A 16,978-nucleotide genomic window follows, 5' to 3' on the forward strand; every position below is an offset into this window, starting at 1 on the left:
CTTTTGCGGGAATGACGGCGACAGGGTTGTCGTTATTCCGGATAAATCCCTGCAATATGGGATAACCGGATGCCCGCTTTTACGGAGAATGATGATGGAAAGTTATCATCGTGCGTCAAACCCGCGCGGCAACACACCGGTAAAGCCGATGCCGTCTGAACGCCCTTCAGACGGCATCGGTATGGCTAATCAGAGATACGGTTGCAGGGTGCGCCGGAGGATGTCCGTATCAGTGATTTCGGTAATGACGGCTTCTCCCAGCCTCTTTAATCCGATAAAGCGCATGATGCCGCCGCTGACTTTTTTATCGTGGCTCATATGTTCGAGCCATTTTTCGAATGGGAACACGGGCGGTGCGGACGGCAGTCTGGCGGCTTCAAACAGGGCGGCGAGCCGTGCGGTATCTGCGGCGGAGATGTTGCCCAGTTGTTCGGACAAACGCGCCGCCAACACGCAGCCGGCGGCGACGGCTTCTCCATGTAGCCAAGTGCCGTAACCCATCTCGGTTTCAATGGCGTGTCCGAAGGTGTGTCCGAGGTTGAGCCATGCGCGTATGCCTTGTTCGGTTTCGTCCTGTGCGACGATGTCTGCCTTCATTTGGCAGCAGCGGTACACGGCTTCGGCGAGTTTTTCTTTATCGAGCGTCATCAGTCCGGATATGTTTTGTTCCAGCCATTCAAAAAAACCGATGTCGCCGAGCGCGCCGTATTTGATGACTTCCGCCATACCGGCGGACAATTCGCGGACGGGCAGGGTGTGCAGCGTATCCAAGTCGGCAAGTACCGCCTGCGGCTGGTAAAACGCGCCGATCATATTTTTGCCGAGCGGGTGGTTAATGGCGGTTTTGCCGCCAACCGATGAGTCAACCTGGCTTAACAGCGTAGTCGGTATTTGAATGAATGGGGCACCGCGCTGGTAGGTGGCGGCGGCAAAGCCGACCATGTCGCCGATAACGCCGCCGCCCAGCGCAATCAGCGTGGTTTTGCGTTCGGCGCGGTTTTGAATCAGTCCGTCAAAAATAAGGTTGAGCGTCTGCCAATTTTTATATATTTCCCCGTCGGGCAGGATAATGCTGAAATGGGATACGCCTGCCGTATCCAATGCCGTCTGAAGCGTGCCGAGGTAGAGCGGGGCGACGGTTTCGTTGGTGATGATGGCAGCGCGTTTGCCCAAATGCGGTTTGAGCAGGCTTCCTGCCTGAGGCAGCAGCCCGTTGCCGATAAAGATGGGGTAGCTGTGCGAAGGTGCGTGTACGTTCAGTGTTTTCATTCGTCGGTTTTTTATTCGGATAAAAGGTTGAGCAGGGTTTGTATGGTTTGCCGGCAGTTTCCCGATTCGACGGTGAAGTCGGCGGTTTGCCTGTAAAGCGGGTCGCGTGCGGTGTAGAGTTCGCGCAATCTGCCCAAGGGATCGGCAACTTGTAAAAGGGGGCGGCTACTGTCGCAGCGCGTGCGTTCGAGCAGGGTTTCGGGTGGGGCGTGCAGATAGACGACCGTGCCGCTTTTGCGGATAAGGGCGCGGTTTTCTTCTTTTAACACCGCGCCGCCGCCGGTGGACAGGACGATATGGGGCAGGATAACCAGCTTTTTGAGCATGGCGGTTTCGCGCGAACGGAATCCCTGTTCGCCTTCCATTTCAAATATGGTGGGGATGGAAACGCCGGCGGCTGCCGAAACTTCATGGTCGCAGTCGTAAAAGCGGTAATTTAGGGAGCGGGCAACCTGTCTGCCCAGAGTGGTTTTGCCAGCACCCATCAGCCCGATGAGGATAAGTTTGTCGGTAAAATTTTTCATGGCGTAATTTTAAACGATATTGGCAGGACTGGTAGGGGCTTAAGGTGTATCGGGATGGGAATTCAGTTTCAGGCGGTATTTTGACGGATGTTGGATTTTAGATAAAAAAAGGGCATATGCTGTAAAACATATGCCCTTTTTTACGGATTAATAACGCAGGTTGCTGCCGACCGTGTCCATGATTCTCGGAGTAATGAAAATCAGCAGTTCGCGACGGTTTTGGCTGTTTTGGCGCGTTTTGAACAGGTTGCCGATGACGGGAATATCGCCCAACAAGGGGATTTTGGTCAGCGTATTACCGTTTTCTTCTTCATAAATGCCGCCTACAATCAATGTGCCGCCGTTTTCAACCATAGCCTGCGTATTCAGGTTTTTGGTTTGGATACACTTGGTCGTTTCATCTTTCACGGTACAGTCGACAGGCGTGTCTTTATTGATTTTGACGGTCATAATGATTTGCCCGTCGGGTGTGATGTTCGGCGTAACGGTCAATCCCAAGACGGCTTTTTTGAAGGTTGTAGTCGTCGTGCTGCTGCTGCCCGAATTTGAAGTGTCTTGGAAGGGGATTTCCGTACCGGATTCGATTTTGGCCTCTTTGCGGTTTTGGGTCAGTACGCGCGGATTGGCAAGCGTTTTGGTTTTTTCGAGCGACTCGGATGCGGACAATTCCAAATTCAACGCGCCGGAGGAAATCGCACGCACCAGCGAAATGCTGTTTGCGGCAGCGGCAATCGGCAGGTTGATGCTAGTTTGGGCTGACCATCTGCCTTTTTCGCCTTCAAAACCCGAGTTCACACCCCAGCCGAATGCGTGGTTGTCTCCATCTTTCAGCTTTTTCAAGCCTGTCGCGCCGAACTTAACGCCCAAATCGCGCGAGAAGCCGTCTGCCGCTTCGACGATACGCGCCTCAATCATCACTTGTTGCGCGGGCACGTCCAATTCGTCAATCAGTTTGCGGAATTTTTCGATGACGCTGCGGGTATCGGTAACAATCAGAGTGTTGGTGGAGGGGTCGATCAATGCACTGCCACGGTTGCTCAAAAGTGTGTTGCGTGAGTTGGTGCTGTCGATTTCGTCCAAACGCAGGATTTTGCGGAATTCTTCTACGTTTTTGTATTTCAACTGGAAGTTTTGGGAATACAGCGCACCCAAATCGGCAATGTCTTTTTCCGCCTGCAGGAAGGCTTTGTCTTTGGCAAGCAGCTCGTCGCGGGGCGCGATGTTGACGATGTTCCCTTGTTGGCGCATATCGAGGTTGCGCGCCTGCATAACCAAATCCAAAGCCTGATCCCAAGGCACATCTTTGAGGGAGAGGGTCATTTTGCCGTTGACGGAGTCGCTGGCAACAATGTTCATCCCGGATTCTTTTGCCAAAATCTGCAGGATGGTGCGGACTTCGACATCTTGGAAGTCAAGGGAGATTTTCCGGCCTTTGAAAGTTTTGGGCGCATTGTTCACGCCGCCTGACTCGAGGTTTTGTTTTTTCGGCAGGACTTGGAAGGTAAAGTATCCGGGCGCGGAGGATTTGTTGACGAGTTCCCAGTTGCCGGCTGTTGTGATAATCAGCTGGGTGTCGTTATTGAAGCGTTTCAGCGTAACCTTTTGAACCGGTGTTTTGAAGTCTGCCACATCCAAACTGCGTTGGAGCGCGGTCGGCAGGGTATGGTTTTTCAGCGTAACGATGATGTGGTCGCGCTGTTGGCTGATGTCGGGCTGCCCGGCAAAGCCCAATGCCGCCAATTCGATAATGCCGGCATTTTTACCGTCTTTGCGGAAATCGATATTGGTTTGTTTTGCCTGTACAGCCGCCGTTTGTTGTGTTGCGGGGCTGAACGGAGCGGATACGGATACTACGGACTCGGTAAACGGTACGGCGGCTTGTTGTTTTGCCGGTGCGGCAGCCTGTGCGGCAGGCGCGGCTTTTACGGCGGGGCGGGCGGGGGCGGACACGGTATCGTCCGATTCGTTGATGAGAATCCAAACTTCATTTCCGCGTACTTCGGTATTGTATTGACCCGGTTTGTTCAGATTCAGAACCAGACGCGCACGGCTGCTGTTCTGTGCGGCACTGATTTTGCTCAACAGAGGGTCGGCATACTCGAGTACCTGTTGATTCATGGAAATGCCGGTTTGTTCAAAGTCCAAGGCGATGCGCGCGGGCGACGAAGTGATGAAGCCGGTCGGGTTGACAACCTCTTTGTCAAAGCTGACTTTGACGATTTTCTGTTTGTTGGGCAGGGAGGAAACTTTGATGTCTGTAATGTTTCCTGCCGATGCCGTCTGAAAGGCGGCGGTTGCGACAAACAGGCCGGAAATGATTTTTGTCAGTTTGGTATTCATATGGATTAATCCCCTTCTTAATTTTGTTCTGCGGCAGGTGCTGCCGCTTGTTCGGTGTTTTTGTCGGAAGAACTCAACAGCAGTTCTGCTTTACGGGAAACCCAGTTGCCAGTGCTGTCTTCTATCAGCTCGTTCAGGATGATGCTGTCGTCGGTAATGCTTTCGATTCTACCGTAGTTTTGTCCCAAATAGTTGCCGACACCTACAGTGTAGACATAACCTTCAGCCTCGATGAAGCCGGAGACTTTCTGTCCGGACTTCAAAATGCCGACATAACGCATATTTTCCAAACTGAATTTTTCCAGTGTTTCTTTGGCACGGCTGGTGTCGGGGGCATTTTCCCCTTTTTTGGCGGTTTCCATGCGGCGGAAGTCGAATGCGTTTGACCCTGTAAGCTGCGGCGGGCTGTATACCGGCGCAACCGGCAGGGTAGGTGCTTGGAAAGGTATGATTTCTGCTTTGGCTTCGCGTCGCGTCTGTGCCATCCATTCGTTTAGGTCTTCAGAACCTTGGGAACACGCGGAGAGAGCCAGAAAGCTGATGAGTAAGGCATAGTGTTTCATGGTTTCCCTAACGTAAGTTATTTTTGCTCGGCATTTTGTGCCGCTTCTGCGACCTGCTGCTGTGCGGCTTCTGCGGCAAGCTCTTCTACGGATTTTGCTTTGTAGGTGGTGGCAATGGCACTGAGGTTCAGGATGCTGCTCTTGCCGTCAGGATTGCCGCCGTTTTCCGGAGATTGGGCGATTTTCAGCGACTCGAGGGTAATGATTCGGGAGAGACTGCCGACATCGCGGGTAAATTGGCTGATCTGTTCGTAATTTCCGGTAATGGAAATGGAATAGGGTAATCTTTTGATGGGGCCGTCATCTACGGGAGGTTGGGGCATAACGCTGTCCAAGCGCAGACCGTTGCTCGAACCTGCCTGATGAAGTTCTTGAACCAAATTGGGAATTTCTGCATCTGTCGGCAGCTGTTTCAACATGATATCGAAGGCAGAGCGGATTGAGGCAAGTTCGTCCCTCAGGTTGTTCAGGCTGGCCGCGTCGATACTTTTCTGTTTGTAGGTGTTTTTCAGTTCGGTTTCTTTTGCTTCATATTCCTCAAGGGATTCCATCTGGCTTTTGAACAATCCGGCATAACCGAGCCCCAGCATGGCGGCAACGACCAGCAGGGCAATAAAAAGCCTGGCAGGAAGGTTGAGCAGGTGAAGGTTGTTGAGATCCAAGTTGGTTTTAGATGATTTAGAAGCCATTCAGTTTGCCTCCTGTGCGTTTCCCGAAGCCGGATTCTCTTTGGATTCGGCCGCCTTTACGATAGATTGTAATGTTGCCTGAAGGGTAAATTCTTGATACGAATTGTTTTTCTTGATGCTTAACAATTCGGGTTGTTTGAATATGCCGGTATTGGGCATCGCCCTCATCATGGCGGCAACGCGGTTGTCGCTGGATGTCCTGCCGCTGAGCCGATAAGAGTCGGCGGTAACGGCATCCAGCGAGGTTAGGTAGGTGCTTTCGGGAATGGCCTCATTCAGGCTGTCGAGGATTTTTGCGGCTTGGAGGCGTTTGAGCTGGAGCTCCTCGATTTTGTTTTTCTTAATCAGGAAGGCATCTTTTTCCTGTTTGAGCTTTTGTATTTCCGACAGCTCGGTATCCAAGTGTGCGATGGAGGTTTCCAGCAGCGTGTTTCTTTCCGACTGGGTATTGATTATATTGTCGATAAACAGGTAGGTTGCCGCAACGGCGGCAACGCCTGTCAGCACGGCACCGTACATCAGCGTTTTAAATTGCTGCTGTTTGCGCTTGTTCATCTCTTCCCTGTAGGGGAGGAGGTTGATTTTGATTAAATTGTTCATAATTATAATCCCCGTACCGCCAAACCGAACGCCCTGGTCAGTGTCGGCGCATCAAGTTCGAATTGTTGTTTGTCTGTTTTAAGGTCGTCCGCAAAATAACGCGCGGGATGGACGCATTGTACATCCGCATTGGTTTGCGAGGCGACGGTTTGGGCGATGCCTTCCTGGCGCACCGCTTCCCCGGTCAGCAGGATATGTTTGATGTCGGTCATATCGTCTGCGGTCTGCGTGGTGTAATAAAACTGCAAGACCCTTTGTATTTCTTGGGTAATCTGCTGGTTGAAATGGTTTGCCACGCTTTCTTGGTAATCGGAAGGTTTTTGCGGGGAGTTGATGATTTCTTCCGCTTTTTCTTCTGTTACCTGATAGGTGCGCTGGATGAGTTGGTTGAGCTGTTCTTCGCTGACGGAGGTTTCCTGTTTGTATAGGATTTTTCCGTCTTGGATGACCAAGGCGTAGGTTTGTGCGGCATATACGCCGAAAATGGCGACTTTTTCGGCTGTAAGCTCAGGGGAGAAATGGTTTATCCACAGTGCGTAGGCGTTGTATTGTCCGAAAATGTCCACATCAAGCGCGGATAATTTCATACCGGCGGCGTTGAATGCGTCAATCAGGGGTTCGATTTCATCCTTTCTCGATGCGACGGCCAAAATAGCTTCTCCGGCGGCCGATTGGGACAAGACCTGATAGTCGTAATTGGCTTCTTCGAGCGATATCGAGCTGACTTCGGAGATGGAGGACTCCACGAACCCCTGCAGGTCCAATTCTGCATCTTTGGCCGTGTAGGTCAATTGTTCGATGGTTGCCAGATTTTGCGGGACGGACGCGATGATGTTTTTGCACGAGGTACCCAGTTTGGCATAGGCTTGTTGTAAATATGTAACAAGTTGATCGTAATTTTGGACTTTATTGCCTTGAACGATATTCTTTGGTAATTTGGCAATGACGTATTTTTCCAATTGAATTTGGTTTAAACTACGTCCTGACAATTGGACCATTTTAATGGAATGCTGGTCTATATCGATGCCGATTGCCGCGCGGTTATTGAGTCCCGAAGATTTTTTAGGGAGCTTGGCATCTGTTTTTTTAGGGTTTTTCAAGCTTTTAAACAAGCGCATGATGAAAGTTCCTGCTTTATTTGTACAGTGAGTAACCGTTTCGGTATCCGTAATGGATTTCTTGTTCTTTGCACATTGAAACCGTGCTTTGTAGAAATCGGCTGCTATTTTACTTTATTTAATACCAATAATGGTAAATTATCATTTCAGCTATGATTAAAAAGATTATAACGACTTGTTTTGGTTTGGTTTTTGGGTTTTGTGTATTTGGAGTGGGTCTGGTTGCCATTGCTATTTTGGTAACGTATCCGAAACTGCCGTCTTTGGATTCTTTGCAGCATTACCAGCCTAAAATGCCGTTGACTATTTATTCGGCGGATGGAGAAGTCATCGGTATGTATGGGGAGCAGCGGCGCGAATTTACAAAAATCGGCGATTTCCCCGAGGTGTTGCGGAATGCGGTTATCGCCGCCGAGGATAAACGCTTTTACCGGCATTGGGGGGTAGATGTTTGGGGCGTTGCCCGCGCTGCCGTCGGCAATGTCGTGTCCGGCAGCATGCAGTCGGGTGCGAGTACGATTACACAGCAGGTGGCGAAAAATTTTTATTTGAGCAGTGAAAAAACGTTCACACGAAAATTCAATGAGGCGTTGCTTGCCTATAAAATCGAGCAGTCTTTAAGCAAAGACAAAATCCTCGAGTTGTATTTCAATCAGATTTACCTCGGTCAGCGCGCCTATGGTTTTGCATCTGCCGCGCAAATCTATTTCAATAAGAATGTCCAAGATTTAACTTTGGCGGAAGCCGCCATGCTTGCGGGACTGCCTAAGGCCCCGTCTGCCTATAATCCGATTGTTAATCCGGAACGTGCCAAGTTGCGCCAGAAGTATATTTTGAACAATATGCTCGAGGAGAAGATGATTACCGTGCAACAGCGCGATCAGGCGTTGAATGAGGAGCTGCATTACGAGCGGTTTGTTCAGAAAATCGATCAGAGTGCTTTATATGTGGCGGAAATGGTGCGTCAGGAACTGTATGAGAAATACGGTGAAGATGCCTATACGCAGGGTTTTAAGGTTTATACCACGGTCCGCACCGATCATCAGAAGGCGGCAACCGAGGCATTGCGCAAGGCTCTACGGAATTTCGATCGCGGCAGCAGCTACCGCGGTGCGGAAAACTATATCGATTTGAGTAAGAGTGAAGATGTCGAGGAGACTGTCAGCCAGTATCTGTCGGGACTCTATACCGTCGATAAAATGGTTCCCGCCGTTGTGTTGGATGTTACCAAAAAGAAAAATGTCGTTATACAGCTGCCCGGCGGCAGGCGGGTTACGCTTGACAGGCGCGCCTTGGGTTTTGCGGCCCGCGCGGTCGATAATGAGAAAATGGGGGAGGACCGTATCCGCAGGGGCGCGGTCATCCGTGTCAAAAACAACGGCGGGCGTTGGGCGGTAGTTCAAGAGCCGTTGCTGCAGGGGGCTTTGGTTTCGCTGGATGCAAAAACCGGGGCGGTGCGCGCGCTGGTCGGCGGTTATGATTTTCACAGCAAGACATTCAACCGTGCCGTTCAGGCAATGCGGCAGCCGGGTTCGACCTTTAAGCCGTTTGTCTATTCGGCGGCATTATCTAAGGGGATGACCGCGTCCACAATGGTTAACGATGCGCCGATTTCCCTGCCGGGGAAAGGGCCGAACGGTTCGGTGTGGACACCTAAAAATTCAGACGGCAGATATTCGGGATATATCACTTTAAGGCAGGCTCTGACAGCTTCCAAGAATATGGTTTCCATCCGTATTTTGATGTCTATCGGTGTCGGTTACGCGCAACAGTATATCCGGCGTTTCGGCTTCAGACCGTCCGAGCTGCCGGCAAGCCTGTCTATGGCTTTAGGTACGGGCGAGACGACGCCGTTGAAAGTGGCAGAGGCATATAGCGTATTTGCGAACGGCGGATATAGGGTTTCTTCGCACGTGATTGATAAGATTTATGACAGAGACGGCAGGTTGCGCGCCCAAATGCAACCTTTGGTGGCAGGGCAAAATGCGCCTCAGGCAATCGATCCGCGCAATGCCTATATTATGTATAAGATTATGCAGGATGTGGTCCGTGTCGGTACGGCAAGGGGGGCAGCTGCGTTGGGAAGAACGGATATTGCCGGTAAAACGGGTACGACCAATGATAATAAGGATGCGTGGTTTGTCGGTTTTAACCCTGATGTGGTTACTGCCGTATATATCGGCTTCGACAAACCTAAGAGTATGGGGCGTGCCGGCTACGGCGGTACGATTGCGGTGCCGGTTTGGGTGGACTACATGCGTTTTGCGTTGAAAGGAAAGCAGGGCAAGGGGATGAAAATGCCTGAAGGTGTGGTCAGCAGCAATGGCGAATACTATATGAAGGAACGTATGGTAACCGATCCGGGCTTGATGCTGGACAACAGCGGTATTGCGCCGCAACCTTCCCGACGGGTAAAAGAAGATGATGAAGCGGCAGTAGAAAACGAACAGCAGGGAAGATCTGACGAAACGCGTCAGGACGTACAGGAAACGCCGGCACTTCCGAGCAATACGGATTCCAAACAGCAGCAGTTGGATTCCCTGTTTTAAAGACTCCGCAAAATGCCGTCTGAAAAGTCTTTCAGACGGCATTTTAGATTTGGCAGTGGCAATTTTTTAAATGTTTGCGGTCGGTCAAGTGGGGGGGAATACGGTTTCCGTATAATTGGGGTCAGTTTTCCTCTAGAGAGGCGGCGGCATCTGCTGCGTCAAACCAGCTTCCGACAGTTCGGTTGGTCTCGTCAATACCTTGTTTTTTCAGGCTGGAAAACAGCTGTACGCTGATGTTTTGCCTGTCGGAATAAGGTTTGAGCAGTTTTTTGACTTGGGACAGGGTTTTTATCTGTTCGTTTTTGGATAATTTGTCGGCTTTTGACAGAAGGATGTGAACCGGTCTGCCGGTCGTGTGGAAAAAGTCCAGCATACGAATGTCGAGTTCTTTTAGAGGATGGCGGGCATCCATAATCAGAATCAGACCGATAAGCTGTTTGCGCTGTTGCAGATAGTCGCCGAGCAGCTTGACCCAATGTGCGCGTACTGCTTCGGGGACTTGGGCATAACCGTAGCCGGGCAAATCGACCATAAAATTGCCGTTCTGCAGCTCAAAAAAGTTGATATGCTGCGTCCGTCCCGGTGTTTTTGAAACGTAGGCAAGACGGACATGGTTGGTCAGGGTATTGATGGCGCTGGATTTTCCGGCATTGCTCCTGCCGACAAAGGCAATTTCGAGCGGTGTGTCCGGCAGGTTTTTGAGATGGTTTACCGTCGTGAAGAATTTGGCGTTTTGAAAAAGGTTCATGGGCATATCCTTGTTTTTCCGCCGCCGTTTGTCCGACAGCAAAAATATGCGGTTGGTTTTATGTGAAACACAGTAGTAATTTAATGTAAATTTAGTATAGAATATCACGTTTACAGAATCATCGGTTTTAATCGGGTCAAGAATCCCGTATTTGAATATAAAAAGAGCATTGTTGCGTTATCCAATGCTGTAATCAGGAGCACTCCATGAAACGATTGACTTTATTGGCCTTTGTTTTGGCTGCCGGTGCGGTTTCCGCATCTCCCAAAGCAGACGTGGAAAAAGGCAAACAGGTTGCCGCAACGGTTTGTGCGGCTTGCCATGCAGCAGACGGTAACAGCGGCATTGCGATGTATCCGCGTTTGGCGGCACAGCATACTGCTTACATCTATCATCAAACTATCGGTATCCGCGACGGCAAACGTACCCACGGTTCGGCAGCTGTGATGAAGCCGATGGTAATGAATTTGAGCGATCAGGATATTTTGAATGTATCCGCATTCTATGCCAAACAGCAGCCCAAATCCGGCGAAGCCAATCCTAAGGAAAATCCCGAATTGGGCGCGAAAATCTATCGCGGCGGTTTGAGCGATAAAAAATTACCGGCGTGTATGTCCTGCCACGGTCCGAGCGGTGCGGGTATGCCGGGAGGCGGAAGCGAAATTCAGGCTTATCCGCGTTTGGGCGGCCAGCATCAGGCATATATTGTTGAACAGATGAATGCCTACAAGTCCGGTCAGCGTAAAAATACCATCATGGAAGATATTGCAAACCGTATGTCTGAAGAAGATTTGAAAGCGGTCGCCAACTTTATCCAAGGTTTGCGTTAATTCCGCAATAGTCTGTTTTAGAGGCCGTCTGAAAAGTTTTCAGACGGCTTCAGACAATTCTGCGATAAGTTTTTTCAATTGCAACCGTTGGAATCGATGCAGGCTGTCTTCATTGTCTTGAAATAAAAAGCATCAAGACAGTAGAATCGGGGCGTTGTTTTCTGTTTGCCCAATTCTGCTTTCCCATATTCCTGATGGCGGAATAAACACACAATGAGTAAATCCCGTATATCTTCCCCACTTCTTTCCCGTCCGTGGTTCGCTTTTTTCAGCTCCATGCGCTTTGCGGTCGCCTTGCTCAGTCTGCTGGGTATTGCATCGGTTATCGGCACGGTGTTGCAGCAAAACCAGCCGCAGACGGATTATTTGGTCAAATTCGGACCGTTTTGGGCGCAGATTTTTGGTTTTCTGGGACTGTATGATGTCTATGCTTCGGCATGGTTCGTTGTCATTATGCTCTTTTTGGTCATCTCGACCAGTTTGTGCCTGATTCGCAATGTGCCGCCGTTCTGGCGCGAAATGAAGTCTTTTCGGGAAAAGGTTAAAGAAAAATCTCTGGCAGCGATGCGCCATTCTTCGCTGTTGGATGTAAAAATTGCCCCCGAAGTTGCCAAACGTTATCTGGAAGTACAAGGTTTTCAGGGAAAAACCATTAACCGTGAAGACGGGTCGGTTCTGATTGCCGCCAAAAAAGGCACGATGAACAAATGGGGCTATATCTTTGCCCATGTTGCTTTGATTGTCATTTGCCTGGGCGGGCTGATAGACAGTAACCTGCTGTTGAAACTGGGTATGCTGACCGGTCGGATTGTTCCGGACAATCAGGCGGTTTATGCCAAGGATTTCAAGCCCGAAAGTATTTTGGGTGCGTCCAATCTCTCATTTAGGGGCAACGTCAATATTTCCGAAGGGCAAAGTGCGGATGTGGTTTTCCTGAATGCCGACAACGGGATGTTGGTTCAGGACTTGCCTTTTGAAGTCAAACTGAAAAAATTCCATATCGATTTTTACAATACGGGTATGCCGCGCGATTTTGCCAGTGATATTGAAGTAACGGACAAGGCAACCGGTGAGAAACTCGAGCGGACCATCCGCGTGAACCATCCTTTGACCTTGCACGGCATCACGATTTATCAGGCGAGTTTTGCCGACGGCGGTTCGGATTTGACATTCAAGGCGTGGAATTTGGGTGATGCTTCACGCGAACCTGTCGTGTTGAAGGCAACCTCCATGCGGCAGTTTCCGTTGGAAATTGGCAAACACAAATATCGTCTTGAGTTCGATCAGTTCACTTCTATGAACGTGGAGGACATGAGTGAGGACGGGAAACGGGAAAAAAGTCTGAAATCCACGCTGAACGATGTCCGCGCCGTTACTCAGGAAGGTAAAAAATACACCAATATCGGCCCTTCCATTGTTTACCGTATCCGTGATGCGGCAGGGCAGGCGGTCGAATATAAAAACTATATGCTGCCGATTTTGCAGGACAAAGATTATTTTTGGCTGACCGGCACGCGCAGCGGCTTGCAGCAGCAATACCGCTGGCTGCGTATTCCTTTGGACAAACAAGGGAAAGCAGATACCTTCATGGCATTGCGTGAGTTTTTGAAAGATGGGGAAGGGCGCAAACGTCTGGTTGCCGACGCAACCAAAGACGCACCTGCCGAAATCCGCGAACAATTCATGCTGGCTGCGGAAAACACGCTGAACATCTTTGCACAAAAAGGCTATTTGGGATTGGACGAATTTATTACGTCCAATATCCCGAAAGAGCAGCAGGAGAAAATGCAGGGCTATTTCTACGAAATGCTTTACGGCGTGATGAACGCTGCTTTGGATGAAACCATACGCCGGTACGGCTTGCCCGAATGGCAGCAGGATGAAGCGCGGAACCGTTTCCTGCTGCACAGTATGGATGCATACACGGGATTGACGGAATATCCCGCGCCCATGCTGCTCCAGCTTGACGGGTTTTCCGAGGTGCGTTCGTCAGGTTTGCAGATGACCCGTTCCCCGGGTGCGCTTTTGGTCTATCTTGGCTCGGTATTGTTAGTTTTGGGTACGGTATTTATGTTTTATGTGCGCGAAAAACGGGCGTGGGTATTGTTTTCAGACGGCAAAATCCGTTTTGCCATGTCTTCGGCCCGCAGCGAACGGGATTTGCAGAAGGAATTTCCAAAACATGTCGAGAGTCTGCAACGGCTCGGCAAGGACTTGAATCATGACTGAACACTATAAAACCCTTCCGGAACACGAGCTGCTGATTCAGAAGTCTTTGATCCGCAATCTGAATCTTTGGGATTGGGTATTTGCCGCGCTGGTTTTTTCGGGTACGGTTTTCGTACAGACTTTATCCGGTGTCCGTATGGATATATATGAAACGGTTATTTTATGGGCAAGTGCCGGTATTGCCGTATTTTTAGGCTGGTTTTTCAAGCCGATGCGCGTGTTCGTCCCTTTAAGCATACTGCTTGCTTATGCTGCCGTCGGTTTGTACGGAGGCGACATCAAATCGGCAGAAGGCTTTTTGCTGCGGTATTTCCTAAGCAGTCAGTCGGCGATTATGTGGCAGTGCGCATTCGTCTTTTTCGCCCTGTTTGCCTATATTGCGGGAGCGGTTTTGGCAAGCGTAAAAAATGTGCCGACCAACACGCTGTTGGGTATGGGAACCGTGTTTGCATGGGTGTCTGCCGTAGCAGGCTTTACCGGTCTGCTGGTACGTTGGCACGAAAGCTATCTGCTCCGTCCGGATGCGGGGCATATCCCCGTGTCCAACCTTTATGAAGTGTTCATTCTGTTTTTGGTCATTACCGCGCTGATGTATTTGTATTACGAGGGTAAATTTGCCGTGCAGAAATTGGGCGGCTTCGTGTTCGGTTTTATGGCGGTCGTGGTTGGATTTGTCTTGTGGTACAGCGTGTCCCGCGAGGCGCACACCATCCAGCCGCTGATTCCCGCGCTCCAGTCCTGGTGGATGAAAATCCACGTTCCGGCAAACTTTATCGGTTACGGCGCGTTTTGCATTTCCGCGATGCTCGGTATTGCCGAACTGGTTTCCCTGCGTGCGGAAGGAAAAGGCGGAAAACTGTGGCTGCCGCCGTCGGCATTGATCGACGAGGTGATGTATAAGGCGATTGCCGTCGGCTTTCTGTTCTTTACTATTGCCACCATTTTGGGTGCGCTGTGGGCGGCAGATGCTTGGGGACGCTATTGGAGTTGGGACCCGAAAGAGACGTGGGCGTTCATCGTCTGGCTCAATTACGCCGTTTGGCTGCACTTGCGGCTGGTTGCCGGTTGGCGCGGCAAAGTGCTGGCGTGGTGGGCGATTATCGGTTTGTTCGTAACCGCATTTGCTTTTATCGGCGTGAATATGTTTTTGAGCGGGCTGCATTCTTACGGAACGCTTTGATACGGTGCGACGATGCCGTCTGAACGGTCTTCAGACGGCATGTTCCGTTTTTGGGATACGGCAGTCGTGCCGAAATCCGCTAAAATACGTTTTTCAGTTTTTAACGGCATCAGACCATGTTGGTATTAGGAATCGAATCTTCTTGTGACGAAACCGGCGTTGCGCTTTACGATACGGAACGAGGATTGCGGGCGCACTGCCTGCACACTCAAATGGCAATGCACGCCGAATACGGCGGGGTTGTGCCGGAATTGGCAAGCCGCGACCATATCCGCCGCCTTGTTCCGTTGACTGAAGGCTGTTTGGCGCAGGCGGGCGCATCGTATGGCGACATTGACGCGGTTGCCTTTACACAGGGGCCTGGTTTGGGCGGCGCGCTGCTGGCGGGGTCGAGTTACGCCAATGCGCTGGCTTTAGCGTTGGACAAGCCTGTTATTCCCGTCCATCATTTGGAAGGACATCTGCTGTCGCCGCTGTTGGCGGAGGAAAAACCCGACTTTCCTTTTGTCGCGCTGTTGGTTTCGGGCGGGCATACGCAGATTATGGCGGTCAGGGGCATAGGCGACTACGAGCTTTTGGGCGAGAGCGTCGATGATGCGGCGGGCGAGGCATTCGACAAAACGGCGAAACTGCTGGGCTTGCCGTATCCGGGCGGTGCGAAACTGTCGGAACTTGCGGAATCGGGCAGGCCCGAAGCGTTTGTTTTTCCGCGCCCGATGATTCATTCCGACGATTTGCAGATGAGTTTTTCGGGATTGAAAACCGCCGTATTGACCGCTGTTGAGAAAGTGCGCGCGGAAAACGGGGCGGATGACATTCCCGAGCAGACACGCAACGACATCTGCCGTGCGTTTCAAGATGCGGTGGTAGATGTGTTGGAGGCAAAAGTGAAAAAAGCCCTGTTGCAGACAGGATTCAGAACCGTAGTGGTCGCCGGCGGGGTCGGTGCAAACCGCAAACTCCGCGAAACTTTCGGCAACATGACGGTACAAATCCCGACCCCAAAAGGCAAGCCGAAACATCCGTCCGAAAAAGTCAGCGTGTTTTTCCCGCCGATGGCATACTGCACGGACAACGGTGCCATGATTGCCTTTGCAGGCGCGATGCATTTGAAAACGGGTAGGGAAGCCGGTGCATTTAATGTACGCCCGCGCTGGCCGTTGTCCGAAATCGTCAAATGACAAGATGCCGTCTGAAATCGTTCAGACAGCATTTTTATTTTCGTTACGGCATTTTGTAGCGGTTGTACATAAACAGATACTGCGTCGGAAAACGGCGTATCCAATATTCGGCATTGCGGTTGAACACGGCGGCATCATGGGTTTTGTCGCCGGTCAATTCTCCTTGAAGGGGGCTTATGTGTAAGGCAAAACCCTGCCCGTCAGGCAGGCGTTCGCAGCAGAAAAACAGGGTTTTCACGCCTTTGACGTTTGCCAGTTTTGCCGCCAGCGTCATGGTATAGGCAGGTTTGCCGAAGAAATCCACCCATACGCCTTCCCCACCTTCTTGAGGGGAGGGGACGTGGTCGGGCAGGACGATGGTTGCTTCGCCCGAACGCAGGGCTTTGATGATTTGTTTGACCCCTTGTATGCTGGTAGGCGCGGTTTTTCCTTTGCCGCGAACCCTGCCTGCCTGCATCACTTTGTCTATTGCTTTGATTTTCGGCGGTTTGTACATGGCGGTCAGCGGGAACGGAAGCTGCTGGCTGATGTAGCGTCCGCCCAAATCGTAGCTGCCGATGTGCGGCGTGATGAACAGCAGCCCTTCGCCCTTGTCCAAAGCCTGCTGCACGTGTTCCCAGCCGTGTACCGCTTTGAACATTGTTTCGATGTCCTCCGGTTTTTTGAAAAATGCGAGGGCAAGTTCCAAACCGCCTTTTGCCGTTTCCGCAAATACGGCTTTGACCGTTTTTGGGTCGGGATTCATGCCTGCCTGACGCATATTGGCAATAATGCGTTCTCGGTCTTCTTTGCGCAGGTAAAACGCCAGATGTCCGAGGAAAACACCTAATTTGTGCAGAAAGGGCAGGGGCAGCAGGGAAAAGGATTTGAGCAGGGCGGTCAACAGGATGTGCATGGCGGTTCGCAAAGGGGGAAACAGCCCGAATTGTAAACGAAACATGCCGTCTGAAAAAGGGAAGTATTGCGGCAATATGCCTTTTCTGCTACCATCCGCGCTGCATTAAGAGTTGGGAATTCCATGCCAACCTGCTTTTCAAAAGGAAAAGTAAGGTGGACGGTTGAAAAGCCGATGTGGCTCACCAGAGCAATCCAAACCCGCTTGATGCGGGAATTTTTTTGCCTGTACGAAACGTACGGGCAGAGATTCCAAAGTGCTGT

15 protein-coding genes and 1 riboswitch are annotated in these 16,978 nt (G+C 50.9%); of the genes, 5 read left to right on the forward strand and 10 right to left on the reverse strand.

The genetic code is table 11. From position 1 onward, the window contains the following. Nucleotides 1-189: 189 nt before the first annotated feature. The 7 genes from aroB to pilM all read right to left on the reverse strand — a co-directional run bounded on the left by aroB (nucleotide 190) and on the right by pilM (nucleotide 7,103). Nucleotides 190-1,269: a 3-dehydroquinate synthase gene (gene aroB, locus KEM39_RS00250; protein ID WP_025457995.1), complete on the reverse strand. Its 1,080-nt coding sequence runs from the start codon at nucleotides 1,267-1,269 to the stop codon at nucleotides 190-192. An 11-nt stretch (nucleotides 1,270-1,280) separates the two neighbouring features. Beyond that, a complete protein-coding gene (locus tag KEM39_RS00255) occupies nucleotides 1,281-1,793 on the reverse strand; it encodes a shikimate kinase (protein WP_025457994.1) in 513 nt (170 codons plus the stop codon). 147 nt (nucleotides 1,794-1,940) lie between these two features. Next, nucleotides 1,941-4,133: a type IV pilus secretin PilQ gene (gene pilQ, locus KEM39_RS00260; RefSeq protein WP_118997009.1), complete on the reverse strand. Its 2,193-nt coding sequence runs from the start codon at nucleotides 4,131-4,133 to the stop codon at nucleotides 1,941-1,943. A gap of 17 nt (nucleotides 4,134-4,150) precedes the next feature. Then, on the reverse strand, nucleotides 4,151-4,696 hold the full coding sequence (locus KEM39_RS00265) for a pilus assembly protein PilP (RefSeq protein ID WP_025457992.1): 546 nt from the start codon (nucleotides 4,694-4,696) through the stop codon (nucleotides 4,151-4,153). A 17-nt stretch (nucleotides 4,697-4,713) separates the two neighbouring features. After that, nucleotides 4,714-5,385: a type 4a pilus biogenesis protein PilO gene (locus KEM39_RS00270; RefSeq protein WP_118997008.1), complete on the reverse strand. Its 672-nt coding sequence runs from the start codon at nucleotides 5,383-5,385 to the stop codon at nucleotides 4,714-4,716. Further along, a complete protein-coding gene (locus KEM39_RS00275) occupies nucleotides 5,386-5,985 on the reverse strand; it encodes a PilN domain-containing protein (protein ID WP_211709446.1) in 600 nt (199 codons plus the stop codon). A gap of 2 nt (nucleotides 5,986-5,987) precedes the next feature. After that, complete coding sequence (gene pilM / locus KEM39_RS00280; RefSeq protein WP_118997007.1) at nucleotides 5,988-7,103, reverse strand: type IV pilus biogenesis protein PilM; 1,116 nt, start codon at nucleotides 7,101-7,103, stop codon at nucleotides 5,988-5,990. A 152-nt stretch (nucleotides 7,104-7,255) separates the two neighbouring features. Here pilM and KEM39_RS00285 point away from each other — a divergent pair, with 152 nt between their 5' ends. After that, nucleotides 7,256-9,652, forward strand: a complete 2,397-nt coding sequence (locus KEM39_RS00285; RefSeq protein WP_118997006.1) for a penicillin-binding protein 1A — start codon at nucleotides 7,256-7,258, stop codon at nucleotides 9,650-9,652. 121 nt (nucleotides 9,653-9,773) lie between these two features. Here KEM39_RS00285 and yihA read toward each other — a convergent pair whose 3' ends face one another. Next, complete coding sequence (gene yihA, locus KEM39_RS00290; RefSeq protein WP_118997005.1) at nucleotides 9,774-10,400, reverse strand: ribosome biogenesis GTP-binding protein YihA/YsxC; 627 nt, start codon at nucleotides 10,398-10,400, stop codon at nucleotides 9,774-9,776. A 206-nt stretch (nucleotides 10,401-10,606) separates the two neighbouring features. Here yihA and KEM39_RS00295 point away from each other — a divergent pair, with 206 nt between their 5' ends. The 3 genes from KEM39_RS00295 to ccsB all read left to right on the forward strand — a co-directional run bounded on the left by KEM39_RS00295 (nucleotide 10,607) and on the right by ccsB (nucleotide 14,639). After that, nucleotides 10,607-11,230 carry a c-type cytochrome gene (locus KEM39_RS00295; protein WP_003750259.1) on the forward strand — a complete coding sequence of 208 codons (624 nt, stop codon included), beginning with the start codon at nucleotides 10,607-10,609 and terminating at the stop codon, nucleotides 11,228-11,230. 276 nt (nucleotides 11,231-11,506) lie between these two features. Next, a complete protein-coding gene (locus tag KEM39_RS00300) occupies nucleotides 11,507-13,459 on the forward strand; it encodes a cytochrome c biogenesis protein ResB (protein WP_192886297.1) in 1,953 nt (650 codons plus the stop codon). Beyond that, entirely contained in the window at nucleotides 13,452-14,639 is a 1,188-nt protein-coding gene (ccsB, locus tag KEM39_RS00305; RefSeq protein WP_118997003.1) for a c-type cytochrome biogenesis protein CcsB, read from the forward strand. Before KEM39_RS00300 ends, ccsB begins: the two co-directional genes overlap by 8 nt. Here ccsB and KEM39_RS11800 read toward each other — a convergent pair. Beyond that, the gene (locus tag KEM39_RS11800) at nucleotides 14,624-14,749 is read right to left on the reverse strand and encodes a hypothetical protein (protein ID WP_002214501.1); all 126 of its coding nucleotides are present in this window, start codon (nucleotides 14,747-14,749) and stop codon (nucleotides 14,624-14,626) included. The genes ccsB and KEM39_RS11800 overlap by 16 nt on opposite strands. Nucleotides 14,750-14,755: 6 nt before the next feature. On the opposite strand from KEM39_RS11800, the gene tsaD reads away from it, so the two are divergent. Beyond that, complete coding sequence (gene tsaD, locus KEM39_RS00310) at nucleotides 14,756-15,820, forward strand: tRNA (adenosine(37)-N6)-threonylcarbamoyltransferase complex transferase subunit TsaD (RefSeq protein WP_118997002.1); 1,065 nt, start codon at nucleotides 14,756-14,758, stop codon at nucleotides 15,818-15,820. A gap of 43 nt (nucleotides 15,821-15,863) precedes the next feature. On the opposite strand, the gene KEM39_RS00315 is transcribed toward tsaD, so the two are convergent. Next, on the reverse strand, nucleotides 15,864-16,760 hold the full coding sequence (locus KEM39_RS00315; RefSeq protein ID WP_118997001.1) for a lysophospholipid acyltransferase family protein: 897 nt from the start codon (nucleotides 16,758-16,760) through the stop codon (nucleotides 15,864-15,866). A gap of 52 nt (nucleotides 16,761-16,812) precedes the next feature. After that, nucleotides 16,813-16,923: riboswitch (SAM-I-IV-variant riboswitch) on the forward strand. Nucleotides 16,924-16,978 lie beyond the last annotated feature (55 nt).

Origin of the sequence: Neisseria sp. Marseille-Q1983 (genome assembly GCF_018224585.1) — a bacterium.
Classification (GTDB): Bacteria; Pseudomonadota; Gammaproteobacteria; order Burkholderiales; family Neisseriaceae; genus Neisseria; species Neisseria polysaccharea.